15 protein-coding genes are annotated in these 16,912 nt (G+C 44.0%); 8 read left to right on the top strand and 7 right to left on the bottom strand.

Translation table 11 applies throughout. The features are described 5' to 3' along the window. The first annotated feature begins 39 nt into the window (after positions 1–39). Positions 40–2,343: a zinc/cadmium/mercury/lead-transporting ATPase gene (locus tag MHN79_RS15690; RefSeq protein WP_239173661.1), complete on the top strand. Its 2,304-nt coding sequence runs from the start codon at positions 40–42 to the stop codon at positions 2,341–2,343. Between the two features lie 249 nt (positions 2,344–2,592). Then, entirely contained in the window at positions 2,593–3,357 is a 765-nt protein-coding gene (gene udp, locus MHN79_RS15685; RefSeq protein ID WP_239173660.1) for a uridine phosphorylase, read from the top strand. A gap of 41 nt (positions 3,358–3,398) precedes the next feature. Here the strand turns inward: udp and MHN79_RS15680 are convergent, their stop codons facing one another. The 3 genes from MHN79_RS15680 to MHN79_RS15670 all read right to left on the bottom strand — a co-directional run bounded on the left by MHN79_RS15680 (position 3,399) and on the right by MHN79_RS15670 (position 6,638). Continuing rightward, the gene (locus MHN79_RS15680; protein ID WP_239173659.1) at positions 3,399–4,211 is read right to left on the bottom strand and encodes a hypothetical protein; all 813 of its coding nucleotides are present in this window, start codon (positions 4,209–4,211) and stop codon (positions 3,399–3,401) included. A gap of 205 nt (positions 4,212–4,416) precedes the next feature. Beyond that, positions 4,417–6,492 (bottom strand): methionine--tRNA ligase, encoded by a 2,076-nt coding sequence (metG, locus tag MHN79_RS15675; protein WP_239173658.1) that lies wholly within the window; start codon positions 6,490–6,492, stop codon positions 4,417–4,419. A 2-nt stretch (positions 6,493–6,494) separates the two neighbouring features. Further along, positions 6,495–6,638: a hypothetical protein gene (locus tag MHN79_RS15670; protein ID WP_239173657.1), complete on the bottom strand. Its 144-nt coding sequence runs from the start codon at positions 6,636–6,638 to the stop codon at positions 6,495–6,497. A gap of 11 nt (positions 6,639–6,649) precedes the next feature. Here MHN79_RS15670 and apbC point away from each other — a divergent pair, with 11 nt between their 5' ends. The 3 genes from apbC (at position 6,650) to MHN79_RS15655 (ending at position 10,913) form a co-directional block, all read left to right on the top strand. Then, positions 6,650–7,723 carry an iron-sulfur cluster carrier protein ApbC gene (gene apbC / locus MHN79_RS15665; protein WP_239173656.1) on the top strand — a complete coding sequence of 358 codons (1,074 nt, stop codon included), beginning with the start codon at positions 6,650–6,652 and terminating at the stop codon, positions 7,721–7,723. 254 nt (positions 7,724–7,977) lie between these two features. Beyond that, on the top strand, positions 7,978–8,619 hold the full coding sequence (gene udk / locus MHN79_RS15660) for a uridine kinase (RefSeq protein ID WP_114787926.1): 642 nt from the start codon (positions 7,978–7,980) through the stop codon (positions 8,617–8,619). A gap of 152 nt (positions 8,620–8,771) precedes the next feature. Beyond that, positions 8,772–10,913, top strand: a complete 2,142-nt coding sequence (locus MHN79_RS15655; RefSeq protein ID WP_239173655.1) for an AsmA family protein — start codon at positions 8,772–8,774, stop codon at positions 10,911–10,913. Between the two features lie 64 nt (positions 10,914–10,977). Here MHN79_RS15655 and cobO read toward each other — a convergent pair whose 3' ends face one another. Further along, the gene (gene cobO, locus MHN79_RS15650; protein WP_239173654.1) at positions 10,978–11,583 is read right to left on the bottom strand and encodes a cob(I)yrinic acid a,c-diamide adenosyltransferase; all 606 of its coding nucleotides are present in this window, start codon (positions 11,581–11,583) and stop codon (positions 10,978–10,980) included. Positions 11,584–11,673: 90 nt separating this feature from the next. On the opposite strand from cobO, the gene MHN79_RS15645 reads away from it, so the two are divergent. Continuing rightward, positions 11,674–12,135 carry a low molecular weight protein-tyrosine-phosphatase gene (locus MHN79_RS15645; protein ID WP_239173653.1) on the top strand — a complete coding sequence of 154 codons (462 nt, stop codon included), beginning with the start codon at positions 11,674–11,676 and terminating at the stop codon, positions 12,133–12,135. 20 nt (positions 12,136–12,155) lie between these two features. On the opposite strand, the gene MHN79_RS15640 is transcribed toward MHN79_RS15645, so the two are convergent. The 3 genes from MHN79_RS15640 to sodB all read right to left on the bottom strand — a co-directional run bounded on the left by MHN79_RS15640 (position 12,156) and on the right by sodB (position 14,241). Further along, positions 12,156–12,818, bottom strand: coding sequence for an SDR family oxidoreductase (locus MHN79_RS15640; protein WP_239173652.1), 663 nt, complete (start codon positions 12,816–12,818; stop codon positions 12,156–12,158). Positions 12,819–13,016: 198 nt separating this feature from the next. Continuing rightward, a complete protein-coding gene (locus tag MHN79_RS15635) occupies positions 13,017–13,526 on the bottom strand; it encodes a VC2046/SO_2500 family protein (RefSeq protein WP_239173651.1) in 510 nt (169 codons plus the stop codon). 130 nt (positions 13,527–13,656) lie between these two features. Then, positions 13,657–14,241, bottom strand: a complete 585-nt coding sequence (sodB, locus tag MHN79_RS15630; protein WP_152429998.1) for a superoxide dismutase [Fe] — start codon at positions 14,239–14,241, stop codon at positions 13,657–13,659. Positions 14,242–14,509: 268 nt separating this feature from the next. Between sodB and MHN79_RS15625 the strand changes: the two genes are divergently transcribed. After that, the gene (locus MHN79_RS15625) at positions 14,510–14,848 is read left to right on the top strand and encodes a Grx4 family monothiol glutaredoxin (protein WP_114787932.1); all 339 of its coding nucleotides are present in this window, start codon (positions 14,510–14,512) and stop codon (positions 14,846–14,848) included. 90 nt (positions 14,849–14,938) lie between these two features. Then, entirely contained in the window at positions 14,939–16,888 is a 1,950-nt protein-coding gene (locus tag MHN79_RS15620) for a DNA topoisomerase III (RefSeq protein ID WP_239173650.1), read from the top strand. Positions 16,889–16,912 lie beyond the last annotated feature (24 nt).

The raw sequence follows: 16,912 nt of genomic DNA, 5'->3' as shown, positions 1-16,912 counted from the left end.
GGTTTATGATTACAGTGTACATTAAGTGGAGAGAATATTATGTGCACTAAACATCATGCATGTCGCTCAGCTAAAGTGGCCTTCAATCCTAGTCATGAAGCTGCTTGCTCGAATCCTAAAATAGCTAACATACAAATGGAAGGGATCAGTGAGGTTGATTCTGGATGTTGCAGTTCAGATAACTGTTCTAGTGGAGCTCAGTCTTCCGAAGAGGAAAGCGACCCCATAGGGGTTAAGAAAAAAGGTCACACCCACAGTTGGAAAATTACGGGCATGGACTGTCCGTCATGCGCAAAAAAAATTGAAACAGCGGTTAATAAAGTTGCTGGTGTCATGGACGCAAAAGTTTTATTTGCCACAGAAAAACTTGTGGTCAAGCTAGATAGCAAAAGTACTGCCGATAACGTAGAACAAGCCATTCAGGATGCAGGCTTTCGTTATAACAGCGACTTGTCTTCAACAAAGCCGCAGCCTAACTCAGGCTGGAAAACCATAGTTAAACAAAACTCTTCGATTATTGCGATTGCATTATCTATGGCTATCGCTGCACTTCTTAAACCTATATCTCCTGTATTCAGTGAATGGATGTTTACATTAACCTGTTTAGCTGGCTTATATCCAATTGGTAAGAAAGCACTCCAGTTGGCTAAGTCAGGGACTCCATTTGCGATAGAAACTTTAATGAGTGTTGCTGCTATCGGCGCTCTCTACTTAGGTGAAACAGCGGAAGCTGCCATGGTACTTTTGCTGTTCATGATTGGTGAGCGTTTAGAAGCATTTGCCGCTTCTCGAGCGCGGAGCGGTGTTCAGTCATTGATGGAGTTGGTGCCTGAAACCGCGACAAAAATAATCAATGATGAGCGTGTTGAGGTGTCTGCTAGTGAACTACAACCTGGCGACATTATTGAAGTTTCACCAGGGGCTAGACTTCCAGCTGATGGAAAACTGATAGGACAAACCGCAAGTTTTGATGAAAGTGCATTAACCGGTGAATCACTACCAGTTGAACGTGTTGAAAATGATTCAGTGATGGCTGGCGCCGTAGTGGTTGATAAAGTGGTGCGCTTTGAGATCACCTCTAAGCAAGGAGAAAATGCCATTGATCGAATTTTGCATCTTATTGAGGAAGCAGAATCGCGCAAAGCACCACTAGAGCGCTTTCTCGACAAGTTTAGTCGTTGGTATACGCCCTTAATGATGTTGGTATCTCTAGTTGTTATTCTTGTACCACCGCTATTTTTTGCCCAGCCTTGGGAAACCTGGGTCTATCGAGGACTCGCTTTACTGCTTATCGCTTGTCCATGTGCTCTAGTGATCTCCACACCTGCAGCCATTACATCTGGGCTTGCAGCTGGCGCTAAACGAGGTGCTTTAATCAAAGGCGGCGCAGCCCTTGAGCAGCTGGGTAAAATAGAAACCGTTGCCTTTGATAAAACGGGTACTCTGACAAAGGGGAAACCTGAAGTCACAGATATTATTGCCATAGGTAATGTTGAGGTAGCAGAGCTTTTGCGCAATATTGCCGCCATTGAAGTTGGCTCAAGCCATCCACTTGCTATGTCACTGGTGAATAAAGCCAAATCATCTGGCATAGAGATCCCTGAGGCAGATGACAAACAAGCGCTAATAGGTCTTGGTGTGCGTGGTTTGGTAGATGGAGTTGAGTATCAGGCCATCGCACCAAGCAAGATCGGTTTTGTATTGTCGAGTGATGTCGCCGAGGATGTGCGTCAGTTAGAACAACAGGGCAAAACAGTGGTGGTGGCGACTCAAGGTGATAATACGGTTATTGGCCTCATTGCTTGGCAAGATACCTTGAGAGAAGACTCGGCAGATGCCGTTCAGGCGCTCAAGAATCTTGGCGTTAATGCAATTATGCTGACTGGAGACAATGCTCGCAGTGCAAAGGCCATTAGTTCATTGATAGATATCGACTACAAAGCCGGATTGCTGCCACAAGATAAAGTGACTTATGTTGAGAGTTTGTCATCAACAGCAAATGTAGCCATGGTTGGTGATGGCATCAACGATGCACCTGCGATGAAAGCATCCAGCATTGGTATTGCTATGGGGGGAGGAACAGATGTGGCACTTGAGACCGCGGATGCCGCTATCACGCATAATCGTTTGGTAGAGTTAGCCAGTATGATTGAGCTGTCTCGTGCAACGCTTAGCAACATACGTCAGAACATTGCTCTTGCGCTGGGACTCAAGGGTATCTTTCTTGTCACCAGTTTGCTTGGTATTACTGGGCTTTGGGTGGCTGTTCTTGCTGATAGTGGCGCAACTGCGATCGTGACCCTTAATGCACTCAGGCTACTTAAGTTTAAGCCACAAGCATAGGTGTTTAGTCACACAACCGAGCCTGAGAGATCTTCTCAGGCTTTTTTATGTAATCTAGGCATTAATAAGACGATAAAATGTGATGCAAAACGATTTTATTTGCAATTAAGATAGTTGTGTGTAAATTATTTGTGATTTTAATCACTATTAAAGTTGGTTCAGTTGGATACATTACGCCCTGTACCCAACCAAATAAATAAACGAAAAGATAGGCGACGCCACCTATTTCGTTATAAAAGGAGCTATTTTATGTCTCAAGCTGTATTCCATTTAGGAGTCACTCAAGACGATCTTGCTGATGCCAAGCTAGCGATTATTCCAGGTGATCCTGCGCGCGTTCAAAAAATTGCCGAACAGATGGATAATCCTGTATTTTTGGCCAGCCATCGTGAGTACACGCTTTACCGTGCTGAGCTTGATGGCAACCCCGTTATTGTCTGCTCTACTGGTATTGGTGGTCCTTCAACCTCCATCGCGGTTGAAGAGTTGGCTCAGCTTGGTATCAATACTTTCTTACGTGTTGGTACTACTGGTGCTATCCAACCTCATGTGAATGTGGGAGACATGATAGTATCCACAGCTTCAGTTCGCCTAGATGGCGCCAGCTTGCACTTTGCTCCAATGGAATTTCCAGCAGTGGCTGACTTTGAGGTTGCGACGGCAATGAAAGCTGCGGTTGAAGAGTCTGGCGCTAAAGTTCATATGGGCGTGACCGCCTCCAGTGATACTTTTTATCCTGGGCAAGAGCGCTATGATACCTTCTCTGGCCGCGTAGTAAGGCGTTTTCAAGGTTCAATGAAAGAATGGCAAGATATGGGTGTTCTGAATTTTGAAATGGAATCAGCGACTTTACTGACAATGTGTGCAAGCTCTGGCTTGAAAGCAGGCTGTGTAGCAGGAGTCATTATCAACCGTACTCAAAAAGAAATCCCCGATCACTCAACCTTGAAAGATACGGAAGCTCGTTCAATTAAAGTGGTTGTTGAGGCCGCACGTAAGATGCTTCAAGACTAATATTGCAGTTAAAGCCCTACTCTTGTGAATAGGGCTTTTTATCAGTTCAACCTCAGCTCTGGTAGAGGCAGATATAAATGTTGAGTGATGTCTGATAAAACTTGATCATATACCTGTGACAGAACCAAAGATAAATCTGTTGTCAGTTGGTATAAGTGTTCTGATTTTATATTTTTGTTATTATTTTCAATGATTTGAATCAACTCATTGATGCATTGAGTGCTATGAGGTGAAGCAAGTGAGATAGGGCAGATTAGCGATAGTTGATTGAGCTTACGTTTCATTTTCTCGCAGTAGCCTTGTACACATTGCAGCCCTTTGGGTTGATGAATATTTTCAATCGCAATTCTAAGTTGAGTCAGTATTTCCATACCATCAAGTATGATTTGCCAGTTCATATGGTACTCTTCAGTTAACTCATCGCGGCCAGATTCAGCGAGCCAGGCAATCACAATGTCATCCATTAAAAACATGCAGTGGCGAATGGCTTTCCCATGGATAATTTGATTACGCGCTGGTGAGCGATCCTGCCAGTCATGACGCAACTTATTAAGACTTTGCTGGAAAATACGATAAACGGGTTTGTTATCAAAATGTGCAACGGCGATTAATTGATTGGATATTTGGACCAGTTGATGGTCTAGATCCTTTAAGGCGTGATGCTGGTTGTTTAATGTTGGCAAGGTAATGCTTTGATGAGTTAACGAGCGATGCTGCCGGCAAAGTAACAGTATTTGTCTGAGTAAGATAAGAATGTCCAATTTTCTCTGTTGTACTGATTGTCGATGTTGAGATACCTGAAATAGTGCGATCAATATGCACAGTGATAACAAAATAGAAATGAGTACGAACACAAGCTGCTCCTTATTGCTAGCGAGTACTCATGTACAGGAGCAGCTTTAATGCCAGGTAATTATTTCTTATTTTTCAGTGTCTTAATATATGTAGGGACAGCGCATTGCTTGTTTTCGGTGCAAATCGTCACCAATGTGGTGAGACACAACACAAAAAAGCCCTGCTATTTTTAGCAGGGCTTTAAAGTAATACTATCAAGCACTATTACATGACGCGCATGCCAGGTTGAGCACCTTCATGAGGTTCTAGAATCCAAAGATCGCTTCCACCTGGTCCAGCAGCCAAAATCATACCTTCTGACATACCAAACTTCATTTTACGAGGCTTGAGGTTTGCAACCATGACGGTCAACTTACCTTCAAGCTCTTCTGGCTTGTATGCTGACTTAATGCCGGAGAAAACCTGACGAGTCTCGCCACCGATATCAAGCTGAAACTTCAGTAGTTTGTTCGCTTTTGGTACTTCCTCGCAGGAGATAATACGAGCGATACGCATATCAACAGCGGCAAAAGCATCGAAATCTATTTCTTCTGCAATTGGGTCTTTATCTAATTCGGTTTGGCTAGCTTGATTCTTAGCGGCTTCAGCTTTTTCTTTGGCTGCCATTTCTGCCGCGGCATCTTGTTTTGATGCTTCAATCATAGCCTCAACCTTTTTCGGATCGATACGATTAAACAGAGCCTTGAATTTGGTGATTTCATGACCTGTTAGTGGTTTGGCTATTCCTTCCCACGTTAACTCTTCATTTAGGAAAGCTTCTGTGCGTGCGGCTAGAGCAGGCATCACAGGCTTGAGATAAGTCATCAGCACGCGGAACAAGTTAATACCGACAGAACAAATATCTTGTAGCAGTTGGTCTTTGCCTTCCTCTTTCGCCACAACCCAAGGTGCTTTTTCGTCAACATATTGGTTGGCTTTGTCAGCCAGCGCGGTTACTTCACGTATTGCGCGGCCAAATTCACGCGTTTCATACAGCTCAGCTATGCGATCGGCCGCGGAAACAAACTCTTGATACAATTCTGGCTCTGCAAACTCATCAGAAAGTTTACCCTCGAAGCGTTTTGTGATAAAGCCAGCATTGCGCGACGCAAGGTTAACAATTTTATTTACTACATCTGCGTTAACACGTTGAGTGAAATCTTCAAGGTTAAGGTCTAAGTCATCGATACGGCTGTTGAGTTTGGCCGCATAGTAGTATCGTAGGCACTCAGGATCGAGGTGATCAAGATAGGTGCTGGCTTTAACAAATGTGCCTTTCGATTTAGACATTTTGGCACCGTTAACAGTGACGTAGCCGTGAACAAACACATTATTTGGTTTACGGAAACCACTGCCTTCGAGCATGGCAGGCCAAAATAGAGAGTGGAAATAAACGATGTCTTTACCAATGAAGTGGTAAAGCTCGGTTGTGCTGTCTTTTTTCCAGTATTCGTCAAAGTCTAAATCACTGCGCTTATCGCATAGGTTCTTAAATGAACCCATGTATCCGATAGGTGCATCGAGCCAAACATAAAAGAATTTGTCTTTTTCGCCTGGAATTTCAAAACCAAAATAAGGGGCATCGCGAGAGATATCCCATTGTTGCAGGCCTGATTCAAACCATTCTTGCATCTTATTGGCTGTTTCAGCTTGCAGTGAACCTGAGCGCGTCCACTCTTGGAGCATGCTTTCAAACTGTGGCAAATCAAAGAAGAAATGCTCAGAGTCTTTCATCACTGGCGTTGCGCCGGAGACCGCTGATTTAGGGTCAATCAGTTCAGTCGTGCTATAGGTTGCGCCGCAGCTGTCACAGTTATCGCCGTACTGATCGTCAGATTTACACTTAGGGCAAGTGCCTTTAACAAAACGATCAGGTAGGAACATTTCTTTTTCTGGATCAAATAGCTGAGAAATCGTACGGCTAGAGATAAAACCGTTTTTCTTCAGTTCTAAATAGATATGTGACGCAAGCTGCTTGTTTTCTTCAGAATGAGTACTGTGGTAGTTATCAAAGCTAATATCGAAACCAGCGAAGTCTTTTTGGTGCTCTTCACTAACGGCAGCGATCATCTCTTCTGGTGTGATTCCCATCTGTTGTGCTTTTAGCATAATTGGCGTGCCGTGGGCATCGTCAGCACAGATGAAGTTTACCGTGTTACCACGTAGGCGTTGGTAGCGAACCCAGATATCAGCCTGAATGTGTTCAAGCATATGACCTAAATGGATCGAACCATTAGCATACGGAAGGGCACAAGTTACCAGCAGTTTCCTTGGATCAAGGTTTCTTTGATCGTTTGCCATACTTAATATTCGCTTTTCTGATAGATATAAAAAATTGACCCTAATACTACCTTATCCACATTACGACTCCAAGGTATCATCTGCTCGAATACCTTAGTTTTTTCAGGGTTCAGTCCATTAACGAGCAATGCTAGGATTAGAGTCATAAGGAGGACCTATGCGTCAATTGTCGAACACAGAAGAATTTTGCTGTTGGCTTAATCAGTTTGAGCATCCAAGTCTTACTCAAGAATGGGCTAGTGTGCCGGGTATGGTTTCGGCCACAGCGACCAAGCTCACGGTATCTATACCCTTTGCGGCATCGTCACTAGTAGAAAGATTATCGAGCTGGATAGAGTCGCAACATTGTAATGGACAAATTGCTCCAGTTGAGTACGAAATAATTGTGCAGCCAAAGGCTTTGCAGACTCATGTCAGTCATGAGGTAAGCGGCGTTAAAAATATTATTGCCGTCACTTCAGCAAAGGGAGGGGTCGGCAAGTCAACTACCGCCGTCAACCTTGCGCTAGCTATCGCCAAATCCGGTGCAAAAGTTGGTTTGTTGGATGCGGATATTTATGGTCCTTCCGTACCTCTTATGATTGGCCAACAAGGTGCCTCTCCCCAAGTTAAAGACGATAAATGGATGCAGCCTATCTTGGCGCACGGTATTTATACCCACTCTATTGGCTATTTAGTGTCAAAAGATGAAGCGGCAATTTGGCGCGGCCCAATGGCTTCGAAAGCTCTCGCTCAACTGCTCAATGAAACCGAGTGGCCAGAGCTCGACTACCTTGTGATTGATATGCCGCCGGGTACAGGTGATATTCAGTTAACCCTAGCTCAGCAGGTGCCAGTGACAGGTGCGGTGATTATCACCACACCACAAGATCTTGCCCTGGCGGATGCGCGCAAAGGTGCGGCCATGTTTGAAAAAGTGCAGGTACCAGTGATTGGGTTGGTTGAGAATATGAGTTATCACATTTGCAGCCATTGCGGGGGTAAAGAAGCCATTTTTGGTGTCGGAGGAGCGCAAAAAATGGCTGGCGAGTTTGGCCTCGATTTGCTTGCTCAAATCCCTTTACATATTTCGTTAAGAGAAGACACGGATAATGGCTGCCCAAGCGTTGTCGCAAGACCAGATTCAGAACAAGCGGCGGACTATATTCAGTTAGCAGAGTCTGTGTGTGCAAGAATGTATTGGCATGGAAAAGAAAAGCCTCAGTCTATTCAGTTTACAATGCTTGATTAATGTTTCGTTACGTTAGTGTTAATACTTGTTGTGGCTTTTAGGACAATACTCAATTTGAGGTATATGCGGTAATCGTTTGCGTTACCGTTATTGCTTCTAATTAGTCACTGGGATGAAATCCTCACTAGCATGTCAAAGGCGAACTCCCTATAATCAGGCGGTTTATATATTACACACTAGTACTTTGTGGGCATGTGTTGCTCGGTTTAAGTATTAGAACACGACACCAATTCAATTCATCGGGTGCAAGAATAATGTCTGATAATAATCAATGCGTCATCGTCGGTATTGCTGGCGCATCGGCTTCTGGAAAAAGTTTAATCGCTAGTACTATCTATAATGAACTTCGTGAAAAAGTAGGCGATCATCAAATTGGTGTAATTACGGAAGATTGCTACTACAACGATCAGGGTCACCTGAGCATGGAAGAGCGTGTTAAAACCAACTACGACCACCCGAACGCATTAGACCATGACTTATTATGTGAGCATTTAAAAACGCTGACCAAAGGTGATGCAGTTGAAGTGCCTGAATACAGCTATTCTGAGCATACGCGTACAGAAAATACGACCTTGATGACACCGAAAAAAGTCATCATCCTTGAGGGAATCCTTCTTCTGACAGACCCTCGTTTACGTGAACTTATGCACGCGACAGTGTTTATGGATACACCGCTAGATATTTGTTTGCTGCGCCGTGTGAGACGTGACGTAGAAGAACGGGGCCGTACTATGGAGTCTGTTTTAAAACAGTACCAAGAAACAGTACGACCTATGTTCATGCAGTTTATCGAGCCATCTAAGCAGCACGCAGATATTATTGTGCCTCGTGGCGGTAAAAATCGCATCGCGATAGATGTTTTAAAAGCGCATATTGCAAAACTTTTGAAAGCTTAAGCCTTAATCCTATTCAAGCGCTTTATTTTTTTCGTAAGAAGTGGCACCTTAGGTGCCACTTTCTTTTTATCTGTAATAAGCCTTATCACCCAAGTTCGCTTTTGGATGTATTGGCCAATCTACGACAACTCTGAATAGCAAGGATAATTCTGATGAAGAAACTGTTCCTATTTATTGCCATTCCAATCATCGTGCTGCTTGGCGCGATTGTAGCGCTGGTGCTTTTCGTCAACCCCAATCAGTTTAAGCCACTTATCGTTGAGCAAACTCAAAAACACACTGGTTTGGAGTTGGTAATAGAAGGTGATATCAGTTGGAAGTTTTTTCCATCGCTTGGCTTTGAGCTAGGCAAGACAGAACTGAGAAACCCACAAGGATTTTCTAAACCGAATTTATTCAAAGTTGATACGGTTGGCATCGATGTATCAGTCTCACCGCTTTTAAACCAGCAACTTGAAATTGGTAATATTACCCTTGATGGTGCTGAGTTCTATCTTGAGACACTTAAAGATGGCCGCAAGAACATTGATGCGTTAACCAAAGCGCAGACAGAACAAGCAGAATCAGAAGAGCCAGCAGCCACTGATACGCCAGTAGAGCCTTCCCCAACTGACACGACAGAGAAACCAGCCTCTGATTGGAGCCTTAACCTTGCCGGTGTGACCATATCTAACGCAGCGATTGAAATTCAGGATAAACAGGCGGGCTCATACACCAAGTTGTATGATGTTTCTCTTAACTTGTCCGAGTTTGCTATTGATAACTGGACCCGCGCTGATTTCGCGGTGAAAGGTGAGAACAATCAACAGAAGTTCAATGCACAGGGGAGCGCTGAGTTTAAGTTAGCGAAAGGTTTTGCCGAGTATTCATTGCGCAGCATAGAACTCAATGCGGGCTTTAGTGATCCAGCGAATAAGTTTGACTCGATCAAACTAGGTTTGGAGACATTTGATTTTGATAAAGCCAATGCTTTGACTTATCACCTAATGGGGCGTGCTGCCGATCTCGACATTGATATGCAAGGCAGCGGCAGTTTGACTGTCGATAAAGCGATCTCAAAAGTGGTGATGGACAAGTTAACCCTTGATGCAACGTTTAAAGGCGAGACTCTGCCTCAATCTCCAATGAAGGTCGATATGGTCTCCGACTTATCCTTTGACTTAACTAAAAGCCACATAAGTTTTGTGCTAGAGAAGCTAACTGCTAACGCTCTGGCATTCGATGGTAAAGCCAATGTAACCTTAGGTGATATTCCTAAAGTGCGTTTTTCACTGCATAGCCCTAATATCGATTTGGATGAATTTCTTGGTCTTGATACAGCAAAGACTGACAAAGCATCGACGGAAAAACCAGAGGCAGCGCCAAGCCAAAACAGTGCGCAAAAGGCGTCAACTCAGCCAGAAGTTGAACCCGATTTATCCGCACTTAAGTCTCTAGATATCAAAGGCGATATCACCATTGATAAATTTAAGGCGAGCAACGCCAAGATGGAAAAGGTTAAAACTAGTTTCTATGTCAATCGTGGTATTGCTGAGCTGACGTCTTTTTCTTCGAACTTATACCAAGGTTCGATCACGGCTTCTGCAAAACTGGACGCAAGAAAAAGCCCAGCGAGCTACACGGTCAAAAAGCGCATTAAAGGTGTTAAGGTTCAGCCTTTGCTTTCCGATGTGGCTAACAATGATAAGTTAGAAGGTACAGGTAACATCGATGTTGATGTGAAAGGCCGTAGCCTGACTCCAACAGGGATTCAAAAGAATTTAGTTGGTACTGTGGTCATTAACTTTACCGATGGTGCGGTGAATGGCATCAATGTGGCTCAGTTAATTCGTGAAAACTACGCCAAGTTTAAAGGTCAAAAAGCCGATCCTTCTAAAGAAGCACAAAAAACCGACTTTAGTGCGATGAAAGCAACCTTAAAGCTTAATAAAGGTGTTGTTTCGACCAATGATTTATCAATGCAATCGCCACTGCTTCGTATCCGAGGAAATGGCAGTGCAAACTACATTGAGCAAACCGTTAACTTTACGGTCAGTACTTCGATTGTCGGCTCACTGGAAGGTCAAGGTGGTAAGAATATTGATGAGCTAAGAGATGTGACCATTCCAATTAACATCTCTGGTTCTTGGGCCAAACCTAAATTTAAGCTGGTCTTTGACGATGTATTGAAACAGAAAGTTGAAAAAGAAGTTGATCGTGGTTTGAAAAAGCTAGATGAGAAACTCGGCGATAAGATAAAAGATCAAAAGACCAAGGATGCGGTTAACAGCCTGATTAAAGGCTTGTTTAACTAAGCTGCATTAGTTACGAACAAGCTTTGAGTAAAGCGCCCAGTTGGGCGCTTTTATTTTAAGGCGGTTACCAATCAACCCCTTTTAGCGCTTTGACTCCAGAGTCAAACGCATGTTTAACATTCTTAACCTCAGACACGGTATCGGCCATTTCAATCAGAGTGCGATGTGCTCCGCGCCCAGTAATAATTACCGATTGCATCGGCGGTCTGTTGTTTAGAGCGTCAACCACTTCCTCTAATTCGATATAGCCGTAGCTAACCATATAAGTCAGTTCATCAAGCAAAACCACGTCTATCGAAGCATCGCTGAGCATACGTTTACACTCTTGCCAAACCACTTGCGCCGCTTGGGTATCGAGCTCTTTATCTTGTGTTTCCCAAGTAAAGCCAGTTGCCATTACTTGAAATTCGACGCCAAGCTTTTCTAGCAGATTGCGCTCGCCATTATCCCAAGTGCCTTTGATAAATTGAGCGACTGAGCAAGTTAAGCCGTGGCCGACCGCGCGGGCTATGGTTCCAAACCCTGAGGTCGATTTACCTTTACCATTACCAGTAATAATAAGTAGCAGACCTTTTTCATCTTGGGCTGCTGCAACTCTCGCATCGACTTGTTGCTTCACTTTTTGTTGTCTTGCCTGATGGCGTTCTTGTTTCTGGCTATCAGATGTCACGGGAAGTCCTTTTTAATTTTAAAAACTGAGTCTATGATAACGCATCCACAGTGGTGCAAAAAACCATGGCTTTGTAAGGAAAAGGAAAATATGGCCAAGAAAATACTCGTTGTTTGTATGGGTAATATCTGCCGTTCACCGACAGGAGAGGCAATTCTAAGAGCGAAAGCTGAGCGCATGGGCTTTGATATTGAGGTTGATTCAGCAGGAACGATAGGTTATCACCAAGGCAATCCGCCCGATCCACGCTCCAAAGCGGTTGGTGAGCGTCGAGGCTATTCATTTAAAGGGATAGTATCACGCCAAATTGTCGATGAGGATTTCGCTTACTTTGATTTAATTTTGGCTGCTGACAAGGACAATCTTGCCGATTTACACGCGCAATGTCCTGTTGAGTATCGAAACAAATTGCAGCTGTTTCTTAGCTATGGTGAGACCAAGCACGAAGAAATCCCTGACCCTTATTATGGCGGGGACAATGGTTTTGAACTGGTTGTCGATTTGATTGAACAAGCCTCAGAAAAGCTGCTCGAAACCTTATCGAACCAGTAAAGCGTTTGACGAATATCTGACTAGGCGGCCATAACTCGGCCGCTAAAGTAATCGTTAGAGACAATATATTCGGTATTTCTAATTAACTCATCACGTATCTTTGCCCAGTGGATATTTTGCTGTTCATAGCAAGGCACCACTCCTCCAACACGAATATTGAATGGATTCAGCTCTTTTGCCCAGCTTTGGGTGAAACCTGCAACCATAGAAGTAGCATTTTCAAACCCAGACATATCACTGTAATCCGCGTGAGCAATCACATTGACAATCACACCATTTTTTTTGTCTTGGCGCATTCTTTCAGCGGTTGCCTGACCAAAGGTAAATAAAGTGGCGGCCATCAAAGATAGATGCTGAGTGAAAATATCGCTGGCTTTTTCATCAAAGAATTTTGGCATGGTTTGGCTGGTGAGTGCATTGATCAGTACATCAGGGGATTGATGAACGGATTGATCAATAAAGTTAAACAATGAGTTAATGCTATCTAAAGAATGATCATTCATTGCATGCTGATAAATATTCGATGAAATTTTTCTGCATCGCTCAAAAGTTTCATTTAATTGGGATTTATTGGTATCACAAATAATGACAATTCCATCAAGAGATGCAAAGTGCATAGCTAGGGTGCTGCCGAGTTGAGTTCCTGCGGAAGTTATTAATATTACAGCACTTTTTATGTCCATACACTGTGCCTCCATTGGCGGCCTTGAAAGTTTGTCCACATATCATGGTAGATTAATTGTGCGCTTGGTGTGAATAAGGTCAAATAACTTGTGTATATCTTGGGGTTAAATTAAATAACTTGCGCTCATTCACATTTATGAGAAATTTGTTGATTATTAAATGAGTGATATGAAAGTAATTGTGATCTGAATAGATCTTTAAACTTGTGTTTGAATTTGGAAGTTTCTTTGGGCTGTGACCAACTGATTGTAAAGATCGATTGGCATGATAGATTTGCTGCCAGTCTCACCTAATTGGCGACGTTGGTGCCCAGATAGGTTGTGGTAGACGTCTTCGGGAAGATTGAATGTGTCTTCCGGTAGATAAGCCAAAGCATCAGGTTTGAGGTAGTGGCTCAGTTTGGCACTTGGCAGGCCACAAGAGTGGAATAGCTCTGCCTGCGTGGCCGCTACTGGATAAGATTCTTGGTTGGAGCGAAGTTCTTGAGGTTGTGATAATTCAAAGCGGCGTCTTAAGGCTTCTTCTGTTGTGTCTATTTCAGTGACTTTCTCAATCGGGGTATTATCTCTAACATCATCAGAAAACATCGATAGAATCAAGGCAAAGTCAGCACGACGCCCTTCGTGAACGGCATGGTTAATCCCATCACCGAACTGAAGTTCGTTAATTATTCCCGCTTTGTCTAATGTATGAATCTGAGTTTGCATCTTACCTCGCTTGATGCTTATGTAACGGCGACACCCAGACAAACTTTAGTGAAATGGTTGAACAGAAAAGAAAAAAGCCAGCAGATGCTGGCTTTTGATACGCAATAAGCGTTAGAGACTGGTAGCAGAATTATTTTGCTAGATTCTGTGCAACAAAATCCCAGTTAACTAGCGCCCAGAAACCGTTCATGTAATCAGGACGAACATTGCGGTAATCGATGTAGTAAGCGTGTTCCCACAAGTCAACAGTAAGCAGTGGAGTCGTACCTGCTTCTGTTAGAGGCGTTGCAGCGTTAGACGTGTTAACGATATCTAGAGAACCGTCCGCTTTTTTAACCAGCCAAGTCCAAGAAGAACCAAAGTTGTTGATTGCTGAGTCAGTGAACTTAGCTTTAAAGTCTGCGAAAGAACCGAACGCAGCATTGATTGCTTCTGCAACCGCACCTGTAGGCTCACCACCAGCATTTGGAGCAAGACAGTGCCAGTAAAAAGTGTGGTTCCAGATTTGAGCTGCGTTGTTGAATACGCCACCTGAAGAAGTCTTGATGATCTCTTCTAGTGATTTACCTTCAAACTCAGTACCTGGAATAAGACCATTTAGCTTAACAACGTAAGTGTTGTGGTGCTTGCCATGGTGGAAATCTAGAGTTTCAGCTGAGATATGTGGTTCTAGTGCATCTTTTGCGTAAGGAAGAGCTGGTAGTTCAAATGCCATTGCTCGATTCTCCATTAAATATGAGAGAGTTAAACTCCCTCGATTGCTTCCAATGTAATTTATTATCATGGTGGACCATGGTCCGCCACGTCGTTTTGGTAACTGCGCTATAGTTTAGCAAGTTTTCACTTTATTAAAAGCATCACAGCAGAATTCTATATGAAATAAACTTGTGGTATAAAGCCATAAACATTATAGGCTTTTTATTCTCTGACAATGGTTTAAAATATGCCAATAATTTGCGGTAATACCATATAAAGAGGAAGCAATGGAAACCATAGATAAAATTAAACAGCAAATTGAAGAGAACGCTATCCTGTTGTACATGAAAGGTTCTCCAAAGCTACCTAGCTGCGGCTTTTCATCTCAGGCGTCTCAAGCATTGATGGCTTGTGGCGAGAAGTTCGCTTACGTTGATATTCTACAAAACCCAGATATTCGCGCTGAGCTTCCAGCTTACGCTCAGTGGCCGACCTTCCCTCAGCTTTGGGTTGAAGGCGAGCTGATTGGCGGTTGTGACATCATTATTGAGATGTTCCAAAAAGGTGAGCTTCAGCCACTGATCAAAGAAGCGGCAGAGCGCGCAGGTTCAGACGAAGAAGAATAAACAAACTACTGTTTAAATTCACAGTTTTTCTTGATTTCTAAGGGCTACATTGGTTAATGTAGCCCTTATTGTATCTGCTTGACATTGATTATGACGCGTTTATTTATCGCCGAGAAACCAAGCCTTGGCCGCGCGATTGCGGCAGCGCTGCCTAATCCACAGAAAAAAGACCAAGGTTTTATTCGTTGTGGTAATGGCGATGTGGTGACCTGGTGCATTGGCCATTTGCTTGAGCAAGTAGAGCCTGATGCCTACGATGATAGATACAAAAAGTGGAACATGGCAGATTTGCCCATAGTGCCGCAGCAGTGGCAGCTTAGACCAAGAAAATCAGCCAGCAAGCAATTAACCGTGGTAAAAAAGCTGCTCAAAACCTGCACAGAAATCATCCATGCAGGCGATCCCGATCGTGAAGGGCAGCTGCTAGTCGATGAAGTATTAGATTACTGTAAAGTGGCGAAAGCCAAGCAAACCAGCGCGCAGCGACTTTTGATCAGTGATCTCAACCTTCCCGCCGTAAAACGCGCCTTAAATCAAATGCGCAGTAATCAGGAGTTTATTCCTCTTTCTATTTCAGCGTTGGCGCGCTCTCGTGCTGACTGGCTGTATGGCATGAATATGTCACGAGCTTATACTTTGCTTGGCCAGCAAGCAGGCTATCAAGGCGTTCTCTCGGTTGGGCGAGTACAAACGCCAGTGCTTGGCTTGGTGGTGCGCCGCGATGAAGAAATAGAAAACTTTGTTCCTCGAGATTATTTTACGCTTGATGCGCTGATCCCTTATCAAGAGGGCGCGCGTCAATTTGATATCCGTGCTCGCTGGAAACCCAGTGAGGCTTGCCGCCCTTGGCAAGACGAAGAGGGCAGAGTACTCAATCGAAAGCTGGTAGAGAATGTTGCAAGCCGAATCGCCAATCAAGCGGCGAAGGTGGTTGAATCAGAGCAAAAACAAACCAAGCAGTTCGCACCGCTGCCGTATTCGTTGTCTGCGCTACAAATCGATGCAGCGAAACGCTTTGGCATGAGTGCCCAGCAAGTTCTTGACACTTGTCAGTCCTTGTACGAAAAACACAAGCTGATCACCTACCCACGTTCTGACTGTCGTTACCTGCCCAAAGGGCATTATGCTGAGGCAAGCAGTGTGTGTGGTGCCATTAGCAATAATGCCAAAGAGCTTAATTCGGCCGTCTCTCAAGCCGACTTAACGCTTAAATCCAAAGCTTGGAATGATAAAAAGGTCGATGCTCACCACGCTATTATTCCCACGCCCAAAAAAGCGTCAGTCAATGCGTTATCAGCCAATGAGATGAAAGTCTATCAGCAAATTGCGCGTCAATATTTAATGCAGTTCTATCCTGCGGCTGTGTATGCCGAAGCTAAACTGGTGTTTGATATTGCTGGTGGTGAGTTTGTTGCCAAGGGGCGCCAACTGGTTTCTGCGGGGTGGAAAGCGCTACTTGGTAAAACCGATGAAGAAGACACAGGGGTAGATACCGTTCCTCCTTTACCTAAAGGCAGTGTGCTAACTTGCCGGGAAGGGGAAATCAAAGATCGTAAAACTGAGCCTCCCAAACATTTTACGGAAGCTAGTTTGTTGCAAGCCATGACAGGTATTGCGCGTTTTGTCTCTGACAAAGAGTTAAAAAAGATCTTAAAAGAGACCGATGGTCTTGGCACTGAAGCGACTCGCGCAGGGATCCTCGATACCTTGTTTAAGCGCCAGCTTCTTAAAAGACAAGGCAAAACCATTTTAAGCTCGCCAGCCGGGCGAGGCCTTATTCATGCTCTGCCTGCTGAATCAACCTATCCTGACATGACCGCCCACTGGGAGCACCAATTGCAGGGAATGGCGGAGAGAAATCAAGCGTATCAGCCCTTTATGTCGGCGCTTCAAGGCAAGATTGATGGTTTGATGCAGCAAATAAAGTCACAACCTGTTCCTGAATCGCTGCGCCATTTACCGAAAGTGGAAAAGCCTGCCTATAAACGCAAACGTGGCGGGCGCGCTAAGTACAGCGGTAAAAAGCGCGTCGCAAGCTAATTCATTATTATTAAGGTATCAGTT

The sequence above is a fragment of the Vibrio sp. Of14-4 genome (genome assembly GCF_022347625.1).
Taxonomy (GTDB): Bacteria; Pseudomonadota; Gammaproteobacteria; order Enterobacterales; family Vibrionaceae; genus Vibrio; species Vibrio pristinus.
This window is presented reverse-complemented; position numbering and strand designations above follow the sequence as displayed.

What these genes read in the sequence shown, in the direction of transcription:
- MHN79_RS15625 (WP_114787932.1), top strand. Translation starts at nt 14,510, where the DNA reads ATGGAAACCATAGATAAAATTAAACAGCAAATTGAAGAGAACGCTATC.
- MHN79_RS15655 (WP_239173655.1), top strand. Translation starts at nt 8,772, where the DNA reads ATGAAGAAACTGTTCCTATTTATTGCCATTCCAATCATCGTGCTGCTT.
- MHN79_RS15620 (WP_239173650.1), top strand. Translation starts at nt 14,939, where the DNA reads ATGACGCGTTTATTTATCGCCGAGAAACCAAGCCTTGGCCGCGCGATT.
- udp (WP_239173660.1), top strand. Translation starts at nt 2,593, where the DNA reads ATGTCTCAAGCTGTATTCCATTTAGGAGTCACTCAAGACGATCTTGCT.
- MHN79_RS15640 (WP_239173652.1), bottom strand. Translation starts at nt 12,818, where the DNA reads ATGGACATAAAAAGTGCTGTAATATTAATAACTTCCGCAGGAACTCAA.
- metG (WP_239173658.1), bottom strand. Translation starts at nt 6,492, where the DNA reads ATGGCAAACGATCAAAGAAACCTTGATCCAAGGAAACTGCTGGTAACT.
- apbC (WP_239173656.1), top strand. Translation starts at nt 6,650, where the DNA reads ATGCGTCAATTGTCGAACACAGAAGAATTTTGCTGTTGGCTTAATCAG.
- MHN79_RS15635 (WP_239173651.1), bottom strand. Translation starts at nt 13,526, where the DNA reads ATGCAAACTCAGATTCATACATTAGACAAAGCGGGAATAATTAACGAA.
- MHN79_RS15690 (WP_239173661.1), top strand. Translation starts at nt 40, where the DNA reads ATGTGCACTAAACATCATGCATGTCGCTCAGCTAAAGTGGCCTTCAAT.
- MHN79_RS15645 (WP_239173653.1), top strand. Translation starts at nt 11,674, where the DNA reads ATGGCCAAGAAAATACTCGTTGTTTGTATGGGTAATATCTGCCGTTCA.
- udk (WP_114787926.1), top strand. Translation starts at nt 7,978, where the DNA reads ATGTCTGATAATAATCAATGCGTCATCGTCGGTATTGCTGGCGCATCG.
- MHN79_RS15670 (WP_239173657.1), bottom strand. Translation starts at nt 6,638, where the DNA reads ATGACTCTAATCCTAGCATTGCTCGTTAATGGACTGAACCCTGAAAAA.
- sodB (WP_152429998.1), bottom strand. Translation starts at nt 14,241, where the DNA reads ATGGCATTTGAACTACCAGCTCTTCCTTACGCAAAAGATGCACTAGAA.